This is a genomic window from Streptomyces venezuelae ATCC 10712 (assembly GCF_008639165.1).
In the GTDB taxonomy this organism is placed as follows: Bacteria; Actinomycetota; Actinomycetes; order Streptomycetales; family Streptomycetaceae; genus Streptomyces; species Streptomyces venezuelae.
Genome location: NZ_CP029197.1, coordinates 440,760 through 457,135 on the forward strand (window position 1 = coordinate 440,760; position 16,376 = coordinate 457,135).

Sequence of the window (16,376 nt, forward strand, 5' to 3'; positions counted from 1 at the left end):
GGGGCCCGGTTCCTGTCCGGTACGGGGACAGGAGCCGGGCCCTCGGCGATCGCGGGTCGGGGCGGGGGGCTCTGCGCGGCCCCGCTGCGCCCCGGGCCGCGTCAGACGATGCCCTCGGCGATCTCCGCCTCCTCGCGGGCCGTGCCGTACGCCGTCGGCGTGCCGTACGAGCGGCGGGCGACGTACCACCAGACGCTGGCCAGGAGGAGCACCACGGCGAGCGCGATCACCGCGTAGTTCATGGTGTCGACCGTCACAGGGGACTTCTGCGGCAGGCAGAACAGTACGGTCACGATCGCCACCCACACGACGGCGATCCAGCCGATCGGCTTGCTCCAGCGACCGAGGCTCCACGGTCCGGGGGTGAAGCGGTTCCCGGCGCGCAGCCTCAGGTAGATCGGGATGGCGTAGGCGGGCGTGATGCCGATGACGTTGATCGCGGTGACCGCGCCGTACGCGGTGGCCGAGTAGAGCGAGGGCACGGCGAGCAGCGCGGCGACGGTCACGGCGAGCCAGACGGCCGGGACGGGGGTCTGGGTGCGGCCGCTGACCTTCCGCCAGATCGCGGAGCCGGGCAGGGCGTTGTCGCGGCTGAAGGCGAAGACCATGCGGCTGGCGGCGGCGACCTCGGCGTTGCCGCAGAAGAGCTGGGCGACGATGACGACGAGGAGCAGGGCGGTGGCGCCGCCGGAGCCGAGCGCGTCGAGGAGGATCTGGGCGGGCGGGACGCCGGTGGCGCTGTTCTGTGTGGCGGCGTAGTCCTGGATGGCGAAGCTCAGTCCGGCGAGCAGGGCGAAACCGGCGATCCAGGAGACCCAGATGGCCCGCACGATGCCCTTGGCGGCGGCGACGGAGGCGTTGGAGGTCTCTTCGGAGAGGTGGGCCGAGGCGTCGTAGCCGGAGAAGGTGTACTGGGCGAGGAGCAGGCCGATCGCGGCGACGTAGAAGGGGTTGGCCCAGCCCGTGTCGTTGACGAACTCGGTGAAGACGAACTCGGCGGACTGGTGCCGGTCGGGTATGAACGCCAGGGCGCCGACGATGACCGCCACGCCCGCGAGGTGCCACCAGACGCTGATCGAGTTGAGCACGCTGACCAGGCGGACGCCGAAGAGGTTGAGGACGGCGTGCAGCAGCAGGATCGCCAGGAAGATCAGGAAGGTGGAGCCCGCGGTGGGTTCGAAGCCCCACTGGAGGTTGAGGAAGGCACCGGTGAAGAGCGCGGCTCCGTAGTCGATGCCGGCGATCGCGCCGAGCAGTCCGAGCAGGTTGAGCCAGCCGGTGTACCAGCCCCAGCGGCGGCCGCCGAGCCGGTCGGCCATGTAGTAGAGGGCGCCGGAGGTCGGGTAGGCGCTGGTGACCTCGGCGAGGGCGAGGCCCACGCACAGGACGAAGAGGCCGACGCCGGCCCAGCCCCACAGCATGACGGCGGGGCCGCCGGTGCCCATGCCGAAGCCGTACAGGGTCATGCATCCGGAGAGGATGGAGATCACCGAGAAGCTGATGGCGAAGTTGCCGAAGCCGCCCATCCGGCGGGCGAGGACGGGCTGGTAGCCCAGTTCTCTGAGCCGTGCCTCCTCGTCCTGGGCCGGGAGTGGTGTGCGTGGCGCGTCGGTGGGGGCGGCGGTGCGGGACATGGGTTCCTCCGGGGGGACGGGGGGTGATCGGGACCGGGGGGCGAGCGGGGCCAGGGTGCGTGCGGGGGGGGGATCAGCCGCTGAGGCAGCGGGCCCGGGCGCGGACGAAGACCTCTTCGGCGAGCACGCGGTCCTCCGGGTGCGGGGTCCGGTACGCCCACGGCAGGGTCGTGTAGTACGGCCCGAGGGCTTCGAAGACGCGGGCCGCGTCGGTGAAGCGGAGGGCCCCGAAGAGGGCGTGCGCCAGGTGGTTGAGGTCGAGCACCGAGGCCTCGTCGGTGGCGCAGAAGAGGAACCAGGTGTCGAGGGCCCGCTGGGCGTCGCGTACGGCGTCCTCGGCGACCCAGTGCAGGTCGAGGGCGCGCTCCTGGCCGCGCTCGCGCCGGTAGCGCTCGACGCGCACGTAGAGCGGGAGGGCGTGCAGGGCGGAGCCCACGGGGGCGGAAGAGGCGGCCCAGTGGGAGTAGTTGACGGCCTCGGAGAGCGGTCCGGGGCGTCGGGCGTACACGAACTGCAGCATGCGGTGGTGCGCCTCGCGGTTGTGCGGGTCGCGCTTCTCGGCCTCGGCGAGCAGGCCCCAGGGGCCGGGCGGCAGCATGGGGGCGGGCGGGGCGAGCCGGTGCTCGGCCATGCGCTGGCGGCCGTCGAGGGCGGCGAGGGCGATCAGCCCCACCCAGGGCACGGGGTCGTCGGGGGCCAGGTCGGCGGCCTCCCGGCAGGCGGTCCAGGCCTCGTGCCACAGGTCCCGGGTGCGGGGGTGGCCGGCACGGTGGGCGCGTACGGCCCGCTCGACGGCGACCCTGCTGTGCATCACGGTCGCGGCGAGGCTCCCGGGCTGTTCGGTCCGCCAGATGTGGACGACGTCGGTGCCGGCGGCGACGGCGGCCAGGACCTGGGTGCGCCGGGTCCACCCGTCCCAGTCCGAGGTCTCGTCGAGGAGCCTGGCCATGGCGACCCAACGCCCCGTGCGCAGGTCCTGGACGGCGTTGCGCAGGGCGTGGTCGTGGCCCGCGGGATGGTAGACGGGGCGGAAGCCGTGTCCGGCCATCAGGGGGTGGGGCGTGGTGTGGATGACATGGGTCCTCGGTGGATGGAGGGGGTGGTCAGTCCCCCGGCGGGCGTCCCGGCCGTTGATCGGCGATCACTATAGAGGGCTCTGGATGTGACCGGTCCACTTTCTTTCCTGACAGTAACTATTCAGACAGCGACTGAAATTGACTTACTGTCAGGATGTCCGGCGGAACCTGACGGGGTCCCCCGCCAGGGGTTGACGCGGGCCCGCGACGACGGCACCCTGACCCTTTTCGGTGATCGGATGATCACCGAGCGGTCCAGGGACAGGAGCGGCACGATGACGGGCGGCCCGGTACTCGCCGTCGACCAGGGCACCTCGGGCACCAAAGCCCTCGTCCTCTGCCCGGACCGCGGGGTCATCGGCAGCGGTACGGCCCCGGTGCGGCCCCGCTACCTGCCCGGCGGCCTGGTCGAGGTCGACCCGCGTGAGCTGTACGACTCCGTGGTCGCCGCCGGGCGCGCGGCGCTCGCGGAGGCCGGCACCCCGGTCGTCGCCGTGGGGCTCGCCAACCAGGGCGAGACCGTCCTCGCCTGGGACCCCGCCACCGGCGACCCGCTCACCGACGCGCTGGTGTGGCAGGACCGCCGCTCGGCCCCCCTCTGCGCCGAACTCGACGCCCATGCCGAGCACTTGAGACGGCTCACCGGCCTCCCCCTCGACCCCTACTTCGCCGCTCCCAAGATGGCCTGGATCCGTCGCCACGCCACCGGCGCCGGCGTCGTCACCACGAGCGACGCCTGGCTCGTCCACCGGCTCACGGGCGCCTTCGTCACCGACACGGCCACCGCCGGCCGGACCGGGCTCCTCGACCTCGACACGCTCGCCTGGTCACAGGAGGCGCTGGACCTGTACGGCCTGGGCGGCGAACGCCTCCCCCGGGTCGTCGACTGCGACACGCCCGTCGGCACCACGACCGCGTTCGGCCCGCCGCTGCCCCTCACCGGGCTCCTGGTGGACCAGCAGGCCGCCCTCCTCACCCAGAGCGCCGACGACCCGGCCGCCGCCAAATGCACCTACGGCACCGGGGCCTTCCTCCTCGCCCAGACCGGCCCCGAGCCCCGGCGCGCCACGTCGGGCCTGGTCAGCTGTGTCGCCTGGCGGCTCGGCGGACGGGCCGCCCATTGCCTCGACGGCCAGGTGTACACGGTCGCCTCGGCCGTGCGCTGGCTCACCGACCTCGGCGTCATCGCCGGGGCCCGGGAGATCGACCCGGTCGGCGGCGGCGTCCCGGACGCCGGCGGGGTCACCTTCGTGCCCGCGCTCGCGGGACTCGCCGCGCCCTGGTGGCGGGGCGACGTCCGCGGCTCCCTCACCGGACTCGGCCTGGACACCACCCCGGGCCATCTGGTCCGCGCCCTCTGCGAGGGCATCGCCGCCCAGGTCGTGGAGCTCGCCTCGGCCGTCGCGGCCGACCGGGGGGCGCCGCTGACCTCGCTGCGCACCGACGGCGGCCTCACCCGGTCGGCGCTGCTCATGCAGACCCAGGCGGACCTCCTGCAACTCCCCGTCGAAGTGGCCTCGTTGCCCGACGCGACGGCGCTCGGCGTGGGCGCGGTGGCCCGGCTCGGCCATGAACCCGGGCTCAGCCTCCGCGAGGCCGTGCCGGAGTGGAAGCCGTCGGCCGTGTACGAACCGCGCGTCTCGGGCGAGGAGGCCGCGGCGCGGCTCGCCCGGTTCCGCGCGGAGGTGGCGGCGCTCGTCGACCGGTCGGGGACCGACGGCGGCTCCGCCACCGGCGCGGCATGACCGTGCCGGGGACGCGCCTGCCCGGCGAGGGCGTGAACGGGACCGGCGCGCCTCGCGGGAACGGGCCCGGCGCGCCCCGCCTGAACGGGACCGGCGTGCCCGGCGCGGGCGCGCCGCACGGGGACGTCACCCGCCGGGGTCCGCTCCCCACCGGACCGGACGCGGCGTACGACGTGGTGGTCGTCGGCGCCGGGGTGGTCGGCTCGGCGATCGCCCGCGCGCTCGCCCGCCACCCGCTCCGCGTGGCGCTCGTGGAGGCCGCGAACGACGTCGGGGACGGCACCTCCAAGGCCAACACCGCGATCCTGCACACCGGTTTCGACGCCGCGCCGGGGACGCTCGAAGCGCGGCTCGTCCGCGAGGGACACCGGCTGCTCGCCGGCTACGCCCGCCGGACCGGCATCCCCGTCGAGCCGGTGGGCGCCCTCCTGGTGGCCTGGGACGAGCAGCAGCGCACCGCCCTCCCCCGCTTGGCGGAGAAGGCCGAACGCAACGGACACCGCACCACGCGCCTGCTCGACGCCGATGAACTCCGGGCGCGGGAACCCCACTTGGGCCCCGGCGCGCTCGCCGCCCTCCAGGTTCCCGGCGAATCGGTGATCTGCCCCTGGACGACGACCCTCGCGTACGCCACGCAGGCCGTCCGCTCCGGTGTCGACCTGCACCTCGGCTGCCGGGTGGAGAAGGTGCGCACGGGTGACCCGTACCACCGGATCGTCACCCGGCGCGGAGTGCTGCGCACCCGCCATCTCGTCAACGCCTGCGGGCTGTACGCCGACGCCGTCGACGCGCTGGTCGGCCGCGAGGACTTCACCGTCACCCCGCGCCGGGGCCAGCTGCTCGTCTTCGACAAGTTCGCCCGCGACCTGGTCCGGCACATCCTGCTGCCCGTGCCGGGCCCGCTGGGCAAGGGGGTGCTCATCGCACCGACCGTGTACGGGAACGTGATGCTCGGCCCCACCGCCGAGGACCTCGACGACAAGACCGCCACCGGCACGACCGCCGAGGGGCTCGCCGGGCTCCGCGAGCAGGGCGGCCGGATCCTGCCCGCGCTGCTCGACGAGGAGGTCACGGCCGTGTACGCGGGGCTGCGGGCCGCCACTGGTCAGGAGGACTACCGGATCGCCGCGCACCCGGCGCTCCGGTACGTCACGGTGGGCGGCATCCGCTCCACCGGGCTCACCGCCTCCCTGGCCATCGCCGAGCACGTCCTGGGGCTGCTCGCCGACTGCGGCCTCGACCCCGGACCCGAACGCCCGCTCGCCGCCCTGCGGATGCCCAACCTCGGCGAGGCCTTCCCCCGTCCCTACCGGGACGCCCGGCTCATCGCGGGCGACGCCGAGTACGGGTCGGTCGTCTGCCACTGCGAGCGGGTCACCCGGGGCGAGATCCGCGCCGCCCTCACCTCGACGATCCCGCCCGGCGGCCTCGACGGCCTGCGGCGCAGGACCCGGGCCCGTGGCGGCCGCTGCCAGGGCCACTACTGCGGCGCGGAGGTACGGGCCCTGTTCGAGGAGTACCGGGAGTACGGGGAGGGCGCCCGGTGAACCGCACGGTCGACGTCCTCGTGGTGGGCGCCGGACCCGCCGGGCTCGCCGCGGCCGCCCGGCTCGCGGCGGGCGGCGCGGGCCGCGTCGAGGTCCTGGAACGGGAACGGACCGCGGGCGGAGTCCCCCGGCACTGCGCCCGGCCGGGTTTCGGGGCGGACAGCCGGGGCCGGCCCCTGGACGGCCCCGCCTTCGCGCGGCGCGCCGTTCGGGCGGCGCTGCGGGCCGGGGCCACCGTGCGGACCGGGGCGTCGGCGACCGGCTGGGCCGGGCCGCTGACCCTCGACGTCACCGCCCCGACCGGCCTCGAACGCGTCCGGGCCCGGGCGGTGGTCCTCGCGACCGGAGCCCGCGAACGGCCCCGCAGCGCCCGGCTCGTACCCGGTTCACGCCCGGCCGGAGTGCTCACCACGGGCGAACTCCAGCAGCTCGTCCTGCGGTTCGCCGCACCGGCGGAGCACCTCGGGCGCCGGGCGGTGGTCGTCGGCGGGGACCCCGTGGCCCTCGGCGCGGTGCGGACGCTGCGCGCGGCCGGGGTGGAGGTGGCGGCCGTCGTCGCCGAACTCCCGGCCAGGCGGGCCCCCTTCGGCTCCGTTCCGGTGCTCTCCGGCACGGTCGTGACGGAGCTGCTCGGGCGCGGCCGGCTGACCGGCGTCGCCGTGCGGGGCGAGGACCGCCGCACGGCCGTGCTCCGCTGCGACACGGTGGTCTTCACCGGCGACTGGATCCCGGACCACGAACTGGCCCGGGCCGGCGGGCTGCCGCTCGCCCCGGGCACCCTGGGGCCGGTGACGGACGGCTCCTTCCGCACCGCCGAGCCGGGGGTCTTCGCGGTCGGCAACCTGCTGCACGGCGGGGAACCCGCGCCCGTGGCCGCCGGCGAGGGGCGCGCGGTGGTGGCCGCGGTGCTGGACCGGCTCGCCGGACGGCCCTGGCCGAGCGGTGGGGTGCCGGTGGTGACGGCGGGTCCGCTGCGGTGGGTGACGCCCGGGCTCCTCGGCCCGCAGGCCCCGGCCCTCCTCGTACGGGCGGAGCGCCGCCTGCACCGGCCGGTCCTGACGCTCACCCAGGACGGGGCCCCGCTGCGCCGGGAGCGGCTCGGCGCCACGCTCGTCCCCTGGCGTTCGGTACGGCTCCTCCCCCACTGGACGCGCGGAGCCGACCTCGGGGGCGGGCCGGTGGTGATCAGCGCCGCCGAGGAATGACGCGCGGGGGCGCGGGCGTACGCGAAGCGGCGTACGCGGCTCGGCGCGGCGTACGGGTGGGGCGTACGGAGGCGTGGCGTGCGCGGCTGCGGGGGCCGGGGCCTTCGGCCACACTGGTCGGCATGCCGGACAAACGCAGCGCGGGTCTTCTGGTCTTCCGCCGTACCACCGCGGGCGGCGTCGAGGTCCTCATCGGCCATATGGGCGGGCCCTTCTGGGCCTCCCGCGAACAGTCGGCCTGGTCGATCCCCAAGGGGGAGTACGAGCCGGACGAGACCCCGGAGGCCGCCGCGAGCCGCGAGTTCCAGGAGGAGCTGGGACTTCCGGCCCCCGAGGGCGAGTGGTGGGACCTCGGCGAGTCCCGGCAGCGCAACGGGAAGCTCGTCACCGTCTGGGCGGTCGAGGGCGACCTCGACCCCGACCGGATCGTGCCCGGCACCTTCACCATGGAGTGGCCGCCCCGGTCGGGCGTCCAGGGGGAGTTCCCCGAGATCGACCGGGTGGACTGGTTCAGCCCGGAGGCGGCCCGTCCGCTGCTCGTCGAGGGTCAGCGGGTCTTCCTCGAACGGCTGGAGGCGCGGCTCGACGGGCAGGGCTGAGGGCGATTGTCAGACCCGTGCGAGAGGGTGGTGAGCGCCGAACTGTCGAGAGGGAGCCCGACATGACCACGATCACCGCCCGAGAGCGCGCGGCCGCCCAGGCGTACCTGCGATTGCTCGAGTCCACCCAGGCCGTGCTGACCGATCCACAGCTCGCCCCGTACGCCGGGGTGATGCTCACGCACCCGATGGCCGAGGCCGACGAGGCGCTCCGCGCCGCCGGCCTCGCGGGGAACGAGGACCGGCTGCTGCGGCTCGTCTCCTCCCTGCGCGCCTCCCCGGCGACCGCGTGGGGGCGCACCGGCTGAGGCGGCGCGGCCACGAGGGGAGGGGCCGTCAGCCGCCGGGCCGGACCGGGAGCGTCCGGACGCTGTTGCCGACGAACCCGGAGTGCCGGGGCAACTCGGACTCCGGGACGGCCAGGTCCAGGCCGGGGAAGCGGGTGAACAGCGTCTCCAGGGCGACGGCCGCCTCCATCCGGGCGAGCGGGGCGCCCAGGCAGTAGTGCGGGCCGTGGCCGAGTGACAGGTGCTTCACCGTCGCCGTACGCGTGAGGTCGAAGCGGTCGGCGTCCGGGCCGTGGGCCTTGGTGTCCCGGCCCGCCGCCGCATAGCCGGCGAGGACGGGGGTGCCCCGGGGGATGAGGGTGCCGTCGACGGTGAGGTCCCGGGTGGGATAGCGGAACGGGAAGTAGCTGACCGGGCTGTCCCAGCGGAGCGTCTCCTCCACCACGTCCGACCAGCTCGCCCGGCCGTCGAGGACCAGGGCGAGTTGGTCGCGGTGGGAGCAGAGCGCCCGCACGGCGTTGGTCACCAGGTTCAGGGTGGTCTCGTGGCCGGCGACGATCAGCAGGAGCAGGGTGCCGATCAGCTCGTGCGGGCCGAGCCGGTCGCCGTCCTCGTCGCGGGCCGCGATGAGCGCGCTGGTGAGGTCGTCGCGCGGATCGGCGGCCTTGGCGGCGGCGATGGCGGTGAGGAGTTCGAGGAGCTCGCGGTTGACGGCGACGGCGCGGTCGGGCCCGATGTCGGTCGCGACGACCAGCGCGGAGAGCTCGTGCAGCCGGTCCTGGTGGGCCCGGTCGACGCCGAGGAGTTCGCAGATGACGCCGAGCGGCAGCGGGAGGGCGTAGTGGCGGCGGAGGTCCGCGACGCCGTCGCCCCGTTCGGCGGCCTCGGCGAGTCCGTCGAGGAGTCCGGCGGCGACCGTCGCGACGCGGGGGCGCAGTTCCTCCACCCGGCGGGCGGTGAAGGCGCTGCTCACCAGGGCGCGCAGACGGCGGTGGTCGGCGCCGTCGGCGGTCATCATGCCCGGGAGGGTGGCGAAGGTGCGCAGGGGCCAGCCGTCGGGTATTCGGCCCTCGGAGAGGGCGGTGAAGTGCTGGGGGCCCTTGGCGACGTCGGGGTGGGAGAGGAAGTCACGGAGGGCGTCGTGGCCGAGGACGGCCATGCCGTCGATGTCGCCGGGGAGGAGTACGGGGGTGACGGCGCCCTCCGCGAGGAGGCGGGCGTTGACGGCGTGCGGGCAGGGGCCGGTGGGGTCGAGGCGGTGGGGCGCGCGGCGGCCGGGGGCGGTGCTCTTCGGTGCGTTCACTGAGGGCTCCTGACGACAGGACGAGCCGGTGGCGAGGTCCGGGCGGTACGACTCCCCCACAGTGCGGGGCGCGAGGGGACGGGGCAAGGCTGTGCCCGGAAAGTAGCGCCGTCTGCCCGCGGGCCAGGCGGGACTTTCCGGGCACGGTCAAGGGTCGGACGCGCGCCGGGCGGTGGGGTGTTGGTCAGTCGCCGTCGGCCGTGGGTGTCCGGGCTCCGCGGCCCAGGAGTTCGGCCAGGCCGCGGCGGGTGGCGGCCACCACCACGCGGTCGCTCGGTTTCAGGGTGCGGTCCGGGTCCAGGCGCCAGCCTTCGCGGCCCGTCGTGCCGGCGCTGCCGTCCAGGGCGATCACCCGCCACTTCCCCGCGTGGAACGCCTCCCTGACGGTCCGGCCGTCCAGGAGCGGATGGTCCGCGACGTCCACGGCGGCGAAGAGCAGCACCCGGCGCTCGACCGGGACGGCGCCGAGGACCTGACGGCCGAGCATCGCGCCCGCGAAGGCGGGCGCGGCGAGGTAGGAGACGCTGCGGCTGCGGGTGAGGGCCGCGGGGTGGGCGGTGCGCAGGGTGCGGAACACGGCGGTGGCGAAGTCGTCGTCGAACAGGCGCAGCACGACCCGCAGATCGGGGGAGACCGCGCGGGCGGAGAGCGCCGCCTCCAGGTTGGTGATGTCGACGCTGGTGAGGGCGAGGAGGGCGTGGGCTCGGTGGATCCGGGCGGCTTCCAGGACGCCTTCCTCGGTGACGTCGCCGATGACGGTGGGGACCCGCAGCCGGCGGGCGACGGCGACCCCCCGGGCCTCGGGGTCGGACTCGACGCACACCACGGGGATGTTCAGCCGGCGGAGCCGGGCGAGGACGCGGGTGCCGACCTTGCCGAGGCCGAGGAGGACGACGTGTCCGGAGAGGCCGCGCGGCGGGCGGCGCAGGGTGGTGGCGGTGCGGAAGGTGCCGAGGCCTTCGATGACGGCGGCGACGATCACCGGCAGGAGCAGCAGTCCCACGAAGCCGGCGAGGATCTGGATGACCTGGCGGCTGGTCGACTCGCCGAGTGCCGGGTCGCCGATGGCGAAGATGTCGAGGAGCGTCAGATAGGCGGCGTGCAGCGGGTGGTCGCCGGTGGTGAGGGTGGAGGCGAGGGCGAGCGCGAGGACGGCGGCGGCCGCGCCGGTGAGGGACCAGCGCAGTCGGCGGGAGAAGAGCGAGGCGACGGGCAGCGCGGAGGCGGCGAGGCGGGCCGGGGACTGGGCGGGCCCCGCGGCGGTGACCGCTTCGAGGGTGAGGGCGGCACGACCGGTGGCGGCGGCCACCGTCCGGTCGTCGGGCAGCAGTTGGGGGCCGGCCTCGCCGCTGCTCTCGGAGCCCTCGCAGCCCGCCGGGTCGCCGGCGGTGGCGGAGAGCAGGGCGAGGGTGCACCGGCGGGGGTCGGGGGCCTCGCCCGCGGCGGGCAGCCGCTCCACGGCGTGCAGGAGCAGGCCGCCCGCCTGGACCACCTTGCTGGTGCCGGCGACGGCGGCCGCGGCGAGGCCGGGGGCCGCGGTGTCGATGTCGGAGAGGACGGTGGTGGCGGCGTCGAGCTTCTCGGGGTCGAGGCCGGGTTCGGCGACGGCGGCGGCCTGGTCGAGGAGGGTTTCGAGGTGCTGGCCGAGCTTGCGGTTGTAGAGCCGGATGACCAGGCGGAGCCGGGGGTTGAGGCGGCGGGCGGTGAGCGCGGCCCGGATGTTGGTCTCGTCGTCCTCGTGGACGAGGGCGAGCGCGGCGGCCCGCTCCACGCCGGCGTCGCCGAGCGCCCGGTCGTCTGCTTCGGCGGTGTGGACGACGCGCAGGGTGCCGGTGGTCTCGCCGCCGTCCGGGTCGGCCCCCGTGGGGGCGGCCGGTGCGGGGCTCGTGCGGGTGACGGCGGCCGTGACCCGGCCGAAGAGGGCGAGCGCGCGGCCCGTGCGGGCGGTGGGGGTGCTCGGGGCGTCGGGCGGTACCGGTACGAGCAGGGTGACCCGCTCCCCGTAGACCTCGTGCAGTTCGCTCGCGAGGCGGTGGGCGAGGGCGTCGTCCCCGCAGACGATCATGTGCCCGGCGGGTGCCTGGCGCGACTGCCGGTCGGTCCGGAAGGCGGGCGCGCCGAAGGGGCCGCCGGCGGCGGTCCCCGGGGGCCTCGCTGGGCCGGGCAGGGGCCGGGCGGTCGGCTCGGCGGGACGCGCGCCGGTGGTCTCGGCCGGAACGGCGTTGCTCTGGTACGGGTGTGAGGGCACGTCACCAGCATGCCCTGCGCCACCGACAGCGGGCCCGGGAGGCCCGTACACCCGGGCGGGCTCACGACGCGCCGCCGTACGCCACGTCCGCTACGCCGGTCGGCGCACTCCGATCTGCGCGTGCCCCGCCTCCTTCCTACGGTGGCTGAATGATCGTCACGTCAGCTGTTCGTCATGCCGCCGCCGGTAGCGCGGCGGTGCTGTTCGTGCTGCCCGTTCCGGCGGCCACGGCGTCTCCTGTCACCTCCGCCCCGACGGTCGCCTCGGCCGCGGCGTTCCGGGAGCCCACGCCGCCCGTCCGGCAGTACGTCGACCCGGCCCGGCTGAACCGGAAGGGGACCCAGGTGCAGCCGCTGCCGGGCGCGCCCGGCGTGCCCGAGGTCTCCGCGCTCTCCTGGGTGGTGGCGGACGCCTCATCGGGAGAGGTGCTCGCCGCGCGGAACGCGCACCGGAAGCTGCCGCCGGCCAGCACCCTCAAGGCGCTGTTCGCCCTCACCGCGCTCCCCTACCAGGAGCCGTCCGCCCAGCACACCGTGGCCGATTCCGAGCTGACCGGGATCGGCGACGGCAGCAGCCTGGTCGGGGTCAAGGAGGGGTACACGTACAAGGTCTCCGACCTGTGGAACGGGGTGTTCCTGAGCTCGGGGAACGACGCGGTGCACGTCCTGGCGGCCATGAACGGCGGCTGGGAGTCGATGTCCCGGCGGATGCAGGAGAAGGCGCGGTCGCTCGGGGCCATGGACACGCACGTGGTGTCGCCCGACGGGTACGACGCGCCGGGACAGGTGTCCTCGGCGTACGACCTGGCGGTGTTCGGCAGGGCCGGCCTCCAGGACCCGGCGTTCACCAAGTACTGCTCGACGGCGTACGCGGACTTCCCCGCGGGCTCCTGGTCGTACGGCATCGCCAACACCAACCGGCTGCTCACCGGTGCGGACGGCGTGGCCCGCTACCCCGGGCTGATCGGCATCAAGAACGGCTACACGAGCAACGCGGGCAACACGCTGATCTCCGCGGCCCGGCGCGGGGACCGGACCCTGGTCGTGTCGGTGATGAACCCGCAGGGCGGCGGCGGGCTCGCGGTGTACGAGGAGGCCCGGGACCTCCTCGACTGGGGCTTCGCGGCGGCGGGGCGGGTCCAGCCGGTGGGCTCGCTGCTGCCGGTACGGACGAAGGCGGCCGGTTCGGCGGCGCGGGCCGTGTCGGTGACCCGTGAAGGGCCCGCCGGGCGGGACGGCCGGGCAGCGGGTGCCGCGCCGCGTGCCGGGTCGGAGCCGGCGGCGGGCGGGGACGCGCGCGTGGCGGCGCCCTCGGGTGCCTCGGCGGGGCTTCCGCTGGCCCTGGTGGGCTCGGCCTGCGCGGCGGCGCTCGCGCTCTGGGCCCTGCGGCGCAGGGCCGCCCGCCGGGCGGGCTGAGCGCCCGGGCGGGGGCGTGCCCGCCCCTTGGACCGCCGGTCGTGCGGCGCCACTGGAGACGCCGGACCGGGTCGTGCCGGCGACGGTTCGGCGGGCGCCGCACGGTCCGGCTCCTAGCCTGCGGGAACACCGTGCGGGAGAGTCCCGGACGGTCTTTCCGAGGGAGTCGTGCGATGACGGAGCGGACGCTTGCGGGGCGGATCGCCGAGCGGTTCCGGGAGGTGAACGGCGACCATCCGATGACCGCGGCCGACGACGCGTACGTCACCGCCCAGTTCGTCCCCCTGGAGGAGCTGTGCGCCGCGCTGGGGCGGGACGCCGACGGGGCCCGGCGGCTGATGCTGGAGGGGCTGCTCCCGCTGCCGGGCTATCTGCGCTCGGACGGCGCCGAGATGGTGCCGCGCGATCTGTTCTCGCTGACGGGGGCCGCGGGAGGATCCGAGCGGCTGCGCGCGTGGTTCACGGGGCACTGGGAGGACCGGGCGCGGGGCGAGGCGGAGTGGGTGGCGTATCTGAGCGGCCGGTACGTCTGTCTCCACACGGTGACGCCAGCGCACATCCGGCGGAAGGACGAGCTGACGGCGGAGATCGCCGAACTGCTGGCGGGGGTTTCCGGCGGGCCCACGGGGACCGGGGAGGGTCCGGCCGTGGCCGACCCCTCCCCCGAGTGGCGTAAGGCGCTGCACGCGCGCGTGGACGAGCTCGACGCCCTGGAGCCCGCGTTCACGGCGTACGACCGGCTGCGCTTCGGCGGCCCCACTTCGCGGGACCTGTGCGTGGACGCGCCCCGCGCCCTGTTCCCCCTGGCCGACGTGGGCGTCGTGGACGGCGTGGGCGGCGGGGGCGGCCCGGCGGTGTGAGGACACGGACCGCCGGGCCGCCGCCACCGGGTGTCCGGCGGCGTCCGGCGGGCCGTCAGGCGCCCACGTACGCCGCCAGGTGCTCGCCGGTGATCGTGGAGCGGGCGGCCACCAGCTCGGCGGGCGTGCCCTCGAAGACGATCGTTCCGCCGTCGTGACCGGCGCCGGGGCCGAGGTCGATGATCCAGTCGGCGTGGGCCATGACCGCCTGGTGGTGCTCGACGACGATCACGGACTTGCCGGAGTCCACGAGCCGGTCGAGCAGCCCGAGCAGCTGTTCGACATCGGCCAGGTGCAGACCCGTGGTCGGCTCGTCGAGGATGTACACCCCGCCCTTCTCGGCCATGTTGGTGGCCAGCTTGAGCCGCTGGCGCTCACCGCCCGAGAGGGTGGTGAGGGGCTGGCCGAGGCTGAGGTAGCCGAGGCCGACGTCGGCGAGCCGGGCCAGGATGCGCTGGGCTGCCGGGGTGCTTGCCTCGCCGGAGCCGAAGAACTCCACGGCCTCGGTGACGGACATCGCGAGCACCTCGCTGATGTCCCGGCCGCCGAGGAGGTATTCGAGGACCGAGGCCTGGAACCGCTTGCCCTCGCAGTCCTCGCAGGTGGACGTGACGCCGGCCATGATCCCGAGGTCGGTGTAGATGACGCCCGCGCCGTTGCAGGTGGGGCAGGCGCCCTCGGAGTTGGCGCTGAACAGGGCGGGCTTCACGCCGTTGGCCTTCGCGAAGGCCTTGCGGATCGGGTCGAGGAGTCCGGTGTACGTCGCCGGGTTGCTGCGGCGCGAGCCGCGGATCGGGCTCTGGTCGATCGACACCACGTCCGCGCCGGGCGGGAGGGAGCCGTGGACGAGGGAGCTCTTGCCGGAACCGGCGACTCCGGTGATGACGGTGAGGACCCCGAGCGGGATGTCGACGTCGACGTTCCGCAGGTTGTGGGTGGTCGCGCCCCGGATCTGCAGGGTGCCGTCGGGCTCGCGCACGGTGTCCTTGACGGAGGCCCGGTCGTCGAAGTGACGGCCCGTGACGGTGCCGGCCTTGCGCAGCCCGTCGACCGTGCCCTCGAAGCAGACGGTGCCGCCGGCCGTACCGGCGCCGGGGCCGAGGTCGACGACGTGGTCGGCGATCGCGATCGTCTCCGGCTTGTGCTCCACGACGAGCACCGTGTTGCCCTTGTCGCGCAGTTGCAGGAGCAACTCGTTCATCCGCTGGATGTCATGGGGGTGCAGGCCCACCGTCGGCTCGTCGAAGACGTAGGTGACGTCGGTGAGCGAGGAGCCGAGGTGCCGGATCATCTTGACGCGCTGCGCCTCGCCGCCGGACAGCGTGCCCGCGGGCCGGTCGAGGGAGAGGTAGCCGAGGCCGATCTCGACGAACGAGTCGAGGGTCAGCTGGAGCGCGGTGAGCAGCGGCGCCACCGACGGCTCCTTGAGCTCGCGGACCCAGGCGGCCAGGTCGCTGATCTGCATCGCGCAGGCGTCGGCGATGCTGATCCGCTTGATCTTCGAGGACCTGGCGCCCTCGGAGAGACGCGTGCCGTCGCACTCGGGGCAGGTGGTGAACGTGACGGCCCGGTCCACGAACGCGCGGATGTGCGACTGCATGCCCTCCTTGTCCTTGGCGAGGAACGACTTCTGGATCCGGGGGATCAGCCCCTCGTACGTCATGTTGATGCCCGCGATCTTCATGCGGGTGGGCTCGTGGTGCAGGAAGGCGTGGAGTTCCTTCTTGGTGTACTTGCGGATCGGCTTGGCCGGGTCGACGAGGCCGGACTCGCTGTAGAGGCGGTAGTTCCAGCCGCCGGGCGTGTAGCCGGGGATGGTGAGCGCGCCCTCGTCGAGCGACTTGGAGTCGTCGTAGAGCTGGGTCAGGTCGATGTCGGAGACCGTGCCGCGGCCCTCGCAGTTCGGACACATGCCGCCGGTGCGGTTGAACGTCGCCCTGACCGCCTTCTTGTCGCCGCGCTCGACCGTGATCGCGCCCCGGGCTGAGACCGAGGGGACGTTGAAGGCGTACGCGCTGGGCGGGCCGATGTGCGGCTTGCCGAGCCGGCTGAAGAGGATGCGCAGCATGGCGTTGGCGTCGGTGGCGGTGCCGACCGTGGACCGGGGGTCGGCGCCCATCCGCTGCTGGTCCACGATGATCGCGGTGGTCAGGCCGTCGAGGACGTCGACCTCGGGCCGGGACAGGGTCGGCATGAAGCCCTGGACGAAGGCGCTGTACGTCTCGTTGATCAGCCGCTGCGACTCCGCGGCGATGGTGTCGAAGACGAGGGAGCTCTTGCCCGAGCCGGAGACGCCCGTGAACACCGTGAGGCGGCGCTTCGGGATCTCGATGCTGACGTCCTTCAGGTTGTTCTCACGGGCACCGTGCACCCGGATCAGGTCGTGCCGGTCGGCCGGGTGTGCCGGCTGCTTGTCCGCCCGGGGGGCCTTGCTCATCGTCTCTCCAGCTGTCGCAC

General features: G+C 74.8%; 12 protein-coding genes. 7 read left to right on the forward strand and 5 right to left on the reverse strand.

What is annotated here, in order from left to right; genetic code table 11:
• Positions 1–101: 101 nt before the first annotated feature.
• Both DEJ43_RS01995 and DEJ43_RS02000 read right to left on the reverse strand, forming a co-directional pair.
• Positions 102–1,634, reverse strand: a complete 1,533-nt coding sequence (locus DEJ43_RS01995; RefSeq protein ID WP_015031621.1) for an amino acid permease — start codon at positions 1,632–1,634, stop codon at positions 102–104.
• 73 nt (positions 1,635–1,707) lie between these two features.
• On the reverse strand, positions 1,708–2,682 hold the full coding sequence (locus tag DEJ43_RS02000; protein WP_015031622.1) for a hypothetical protein: 975 nt from the start codon (positions 2,680–2,682) through the stop codon (positions 1,708–1,710).
• A gap of 303 nt (positions 2,683–2,985) precedes the next feature.
• On the opposite strand from DEJ43_RS02000, the gene DEJ43_RS02005 reads away from it, so the two are divergent.
• From DEJ43_RS02005 to DEJ43_RS02025, 5 genes are all read left to right on the forward strand, one after another.
• Positions 2,986–4,455 carry an FGGY family carbohydrate kinase gene (locus DEJ43_RS02005; protein ID WP_015031623.1) on the forward strand — a complete coding sequence of 490 codons (1,470 nt, stop codon included), beginning with the start codon at positions 2,986–2,988 and terminating at the stop codon, positions 4,453–4,455.
• The gene (locus tag DEJ43_RS02010; RefSeq protein WP_015031624.1) at positions 4,452–6,002 is read left to right on the forward strand and encodes an FAD-dependent oxidoreductase; all 1,551 of its coding nucleotides are present in this window, start codon (positions 4,452–4,454) and stop codon (positions 6,000–6,002) included. The genes DEJ43_RS02005 and DEJ43_RS02010 overlap by 4 nt, the downstream gene beginning before the upstream one ends.
• The gene (locus DEJ43_RS02015; protein WP_015031625.1) at positions 5,999–7,207 is read left to right on the forward strand and encodes an FAD-dependent oxidoreductase; all 1,209 of its coding nucleotides are present in this window, start codon (positions 5,999–6,001) and stop codon (positions 7,205–7,207) included. The genes DEJ43_RS02010 and DEJ43_RS02015 overlap by 4 nt, the downstream gene beginning before the upstream one ends.
• Before the next feature lie 122 nt (positions 7,208–7,329).
• Complete coding sequence (locus tag DEJ43_RS02020; RefSeq protein ID WP_041661972.1) at positions 7,330–7,806, forward strand: NUDIX hydrolase; 477 nt, start codon at positions 7,330–7,332, stop codon at positions 7,804–7,806.
• Between the two features lie 62 nt (positions 7,807–7,868).
• Positions 7,869–8,114 (forward strand): hypothetical protein, encoded by a 246-nt coding sequence (locus tag DEJ43_RS02025; RefSeq protein ID WP_015031627.1) that lies wholly within the window; start codon positions 7,869–7,871, stop codon positions 8,112–8,114.
• A 28-nt stretch (positions 8,115–8,142) separates the two neighbouring features.
• Here the strand turns inward: DEJ43_RS02025 and DEJ43_RS02030 are convergent, their stop codons facing one another.
• The gene (locus tag DEJ43_RS02030; protein ID WP_015031628.1) at positions 8,143–9,396 is read right to left on the reverse strand and encodes a cytochrome P450 family protein; all 1,254 of its coding nucleotides are present in this window, start codon (positions 9,394–9,396) and stop codon (positions 8,143–8,145) included.
• A gap of 184 nt (positions 9,397–9,580) precedes the next feature.
• Positions 9,581–11,461 (reverse strand): NAD(P)-binding protein, encoded by a 1,881-nt coding sequence (locus DEJ43_RS02035; protein ID WP_041663485.1) that lies wholly within the window; start codon positions 11,459–11,461, stop codon positions 9,581–9,583.
• A 332-nt stretch (positions 11,462–11,793) separates the two neighbouring features.
• On the opposite strand from DEJ43_RS02035, the gene DEJ43_RS02040 reads away from it, so the two are divergent.
• Positions 11,794–13,059, forward strand: coding sequence for a D-alanyl-D-alanine carboxypeptidase family protein (locus DEJ43_RS02040; RefSeq protein ID WP_015031630.1), 1,266 nt, complete (start codon positions 11,794–11,796; stop codon positions 13,057–13,059).
• A 173-nt stretch (positions 13,060–13,232) separates the two neighbouring features.
• On the forward strand, positions 13,233–13,919 hold the full coding sequence (locus tag DEJ43_RS02045) for a DUF6058 family natural product biosynthesis protein (protein WP_071891090.1): 687 nt from the start codon (positions 13,233–13,235) through the stop codon (positions 13,917–13,919).
• Between the two features lie 55 nt (positions 13,920–13,974).
• Here DEJ43_RS02045 and DEJ43_RS02050 read toward each other — a convergent pair whose 3' ends face one another.
• Positions 13,975–16,356 carry an ATP-binding cassette domain-containing protein gene (locus DEJ43_RS02050; protein ID WP_015031632.1) on the reverse strand — a complete coding sequence of 794 codons (2,382 nt, stop codon included), beginning with the start codon at positions 16,354–16,356 and terminating at the stop codon, positions 13,975–13,977.
• Positions 16,357–16,376: the final 20 nt, after the last annotated feature.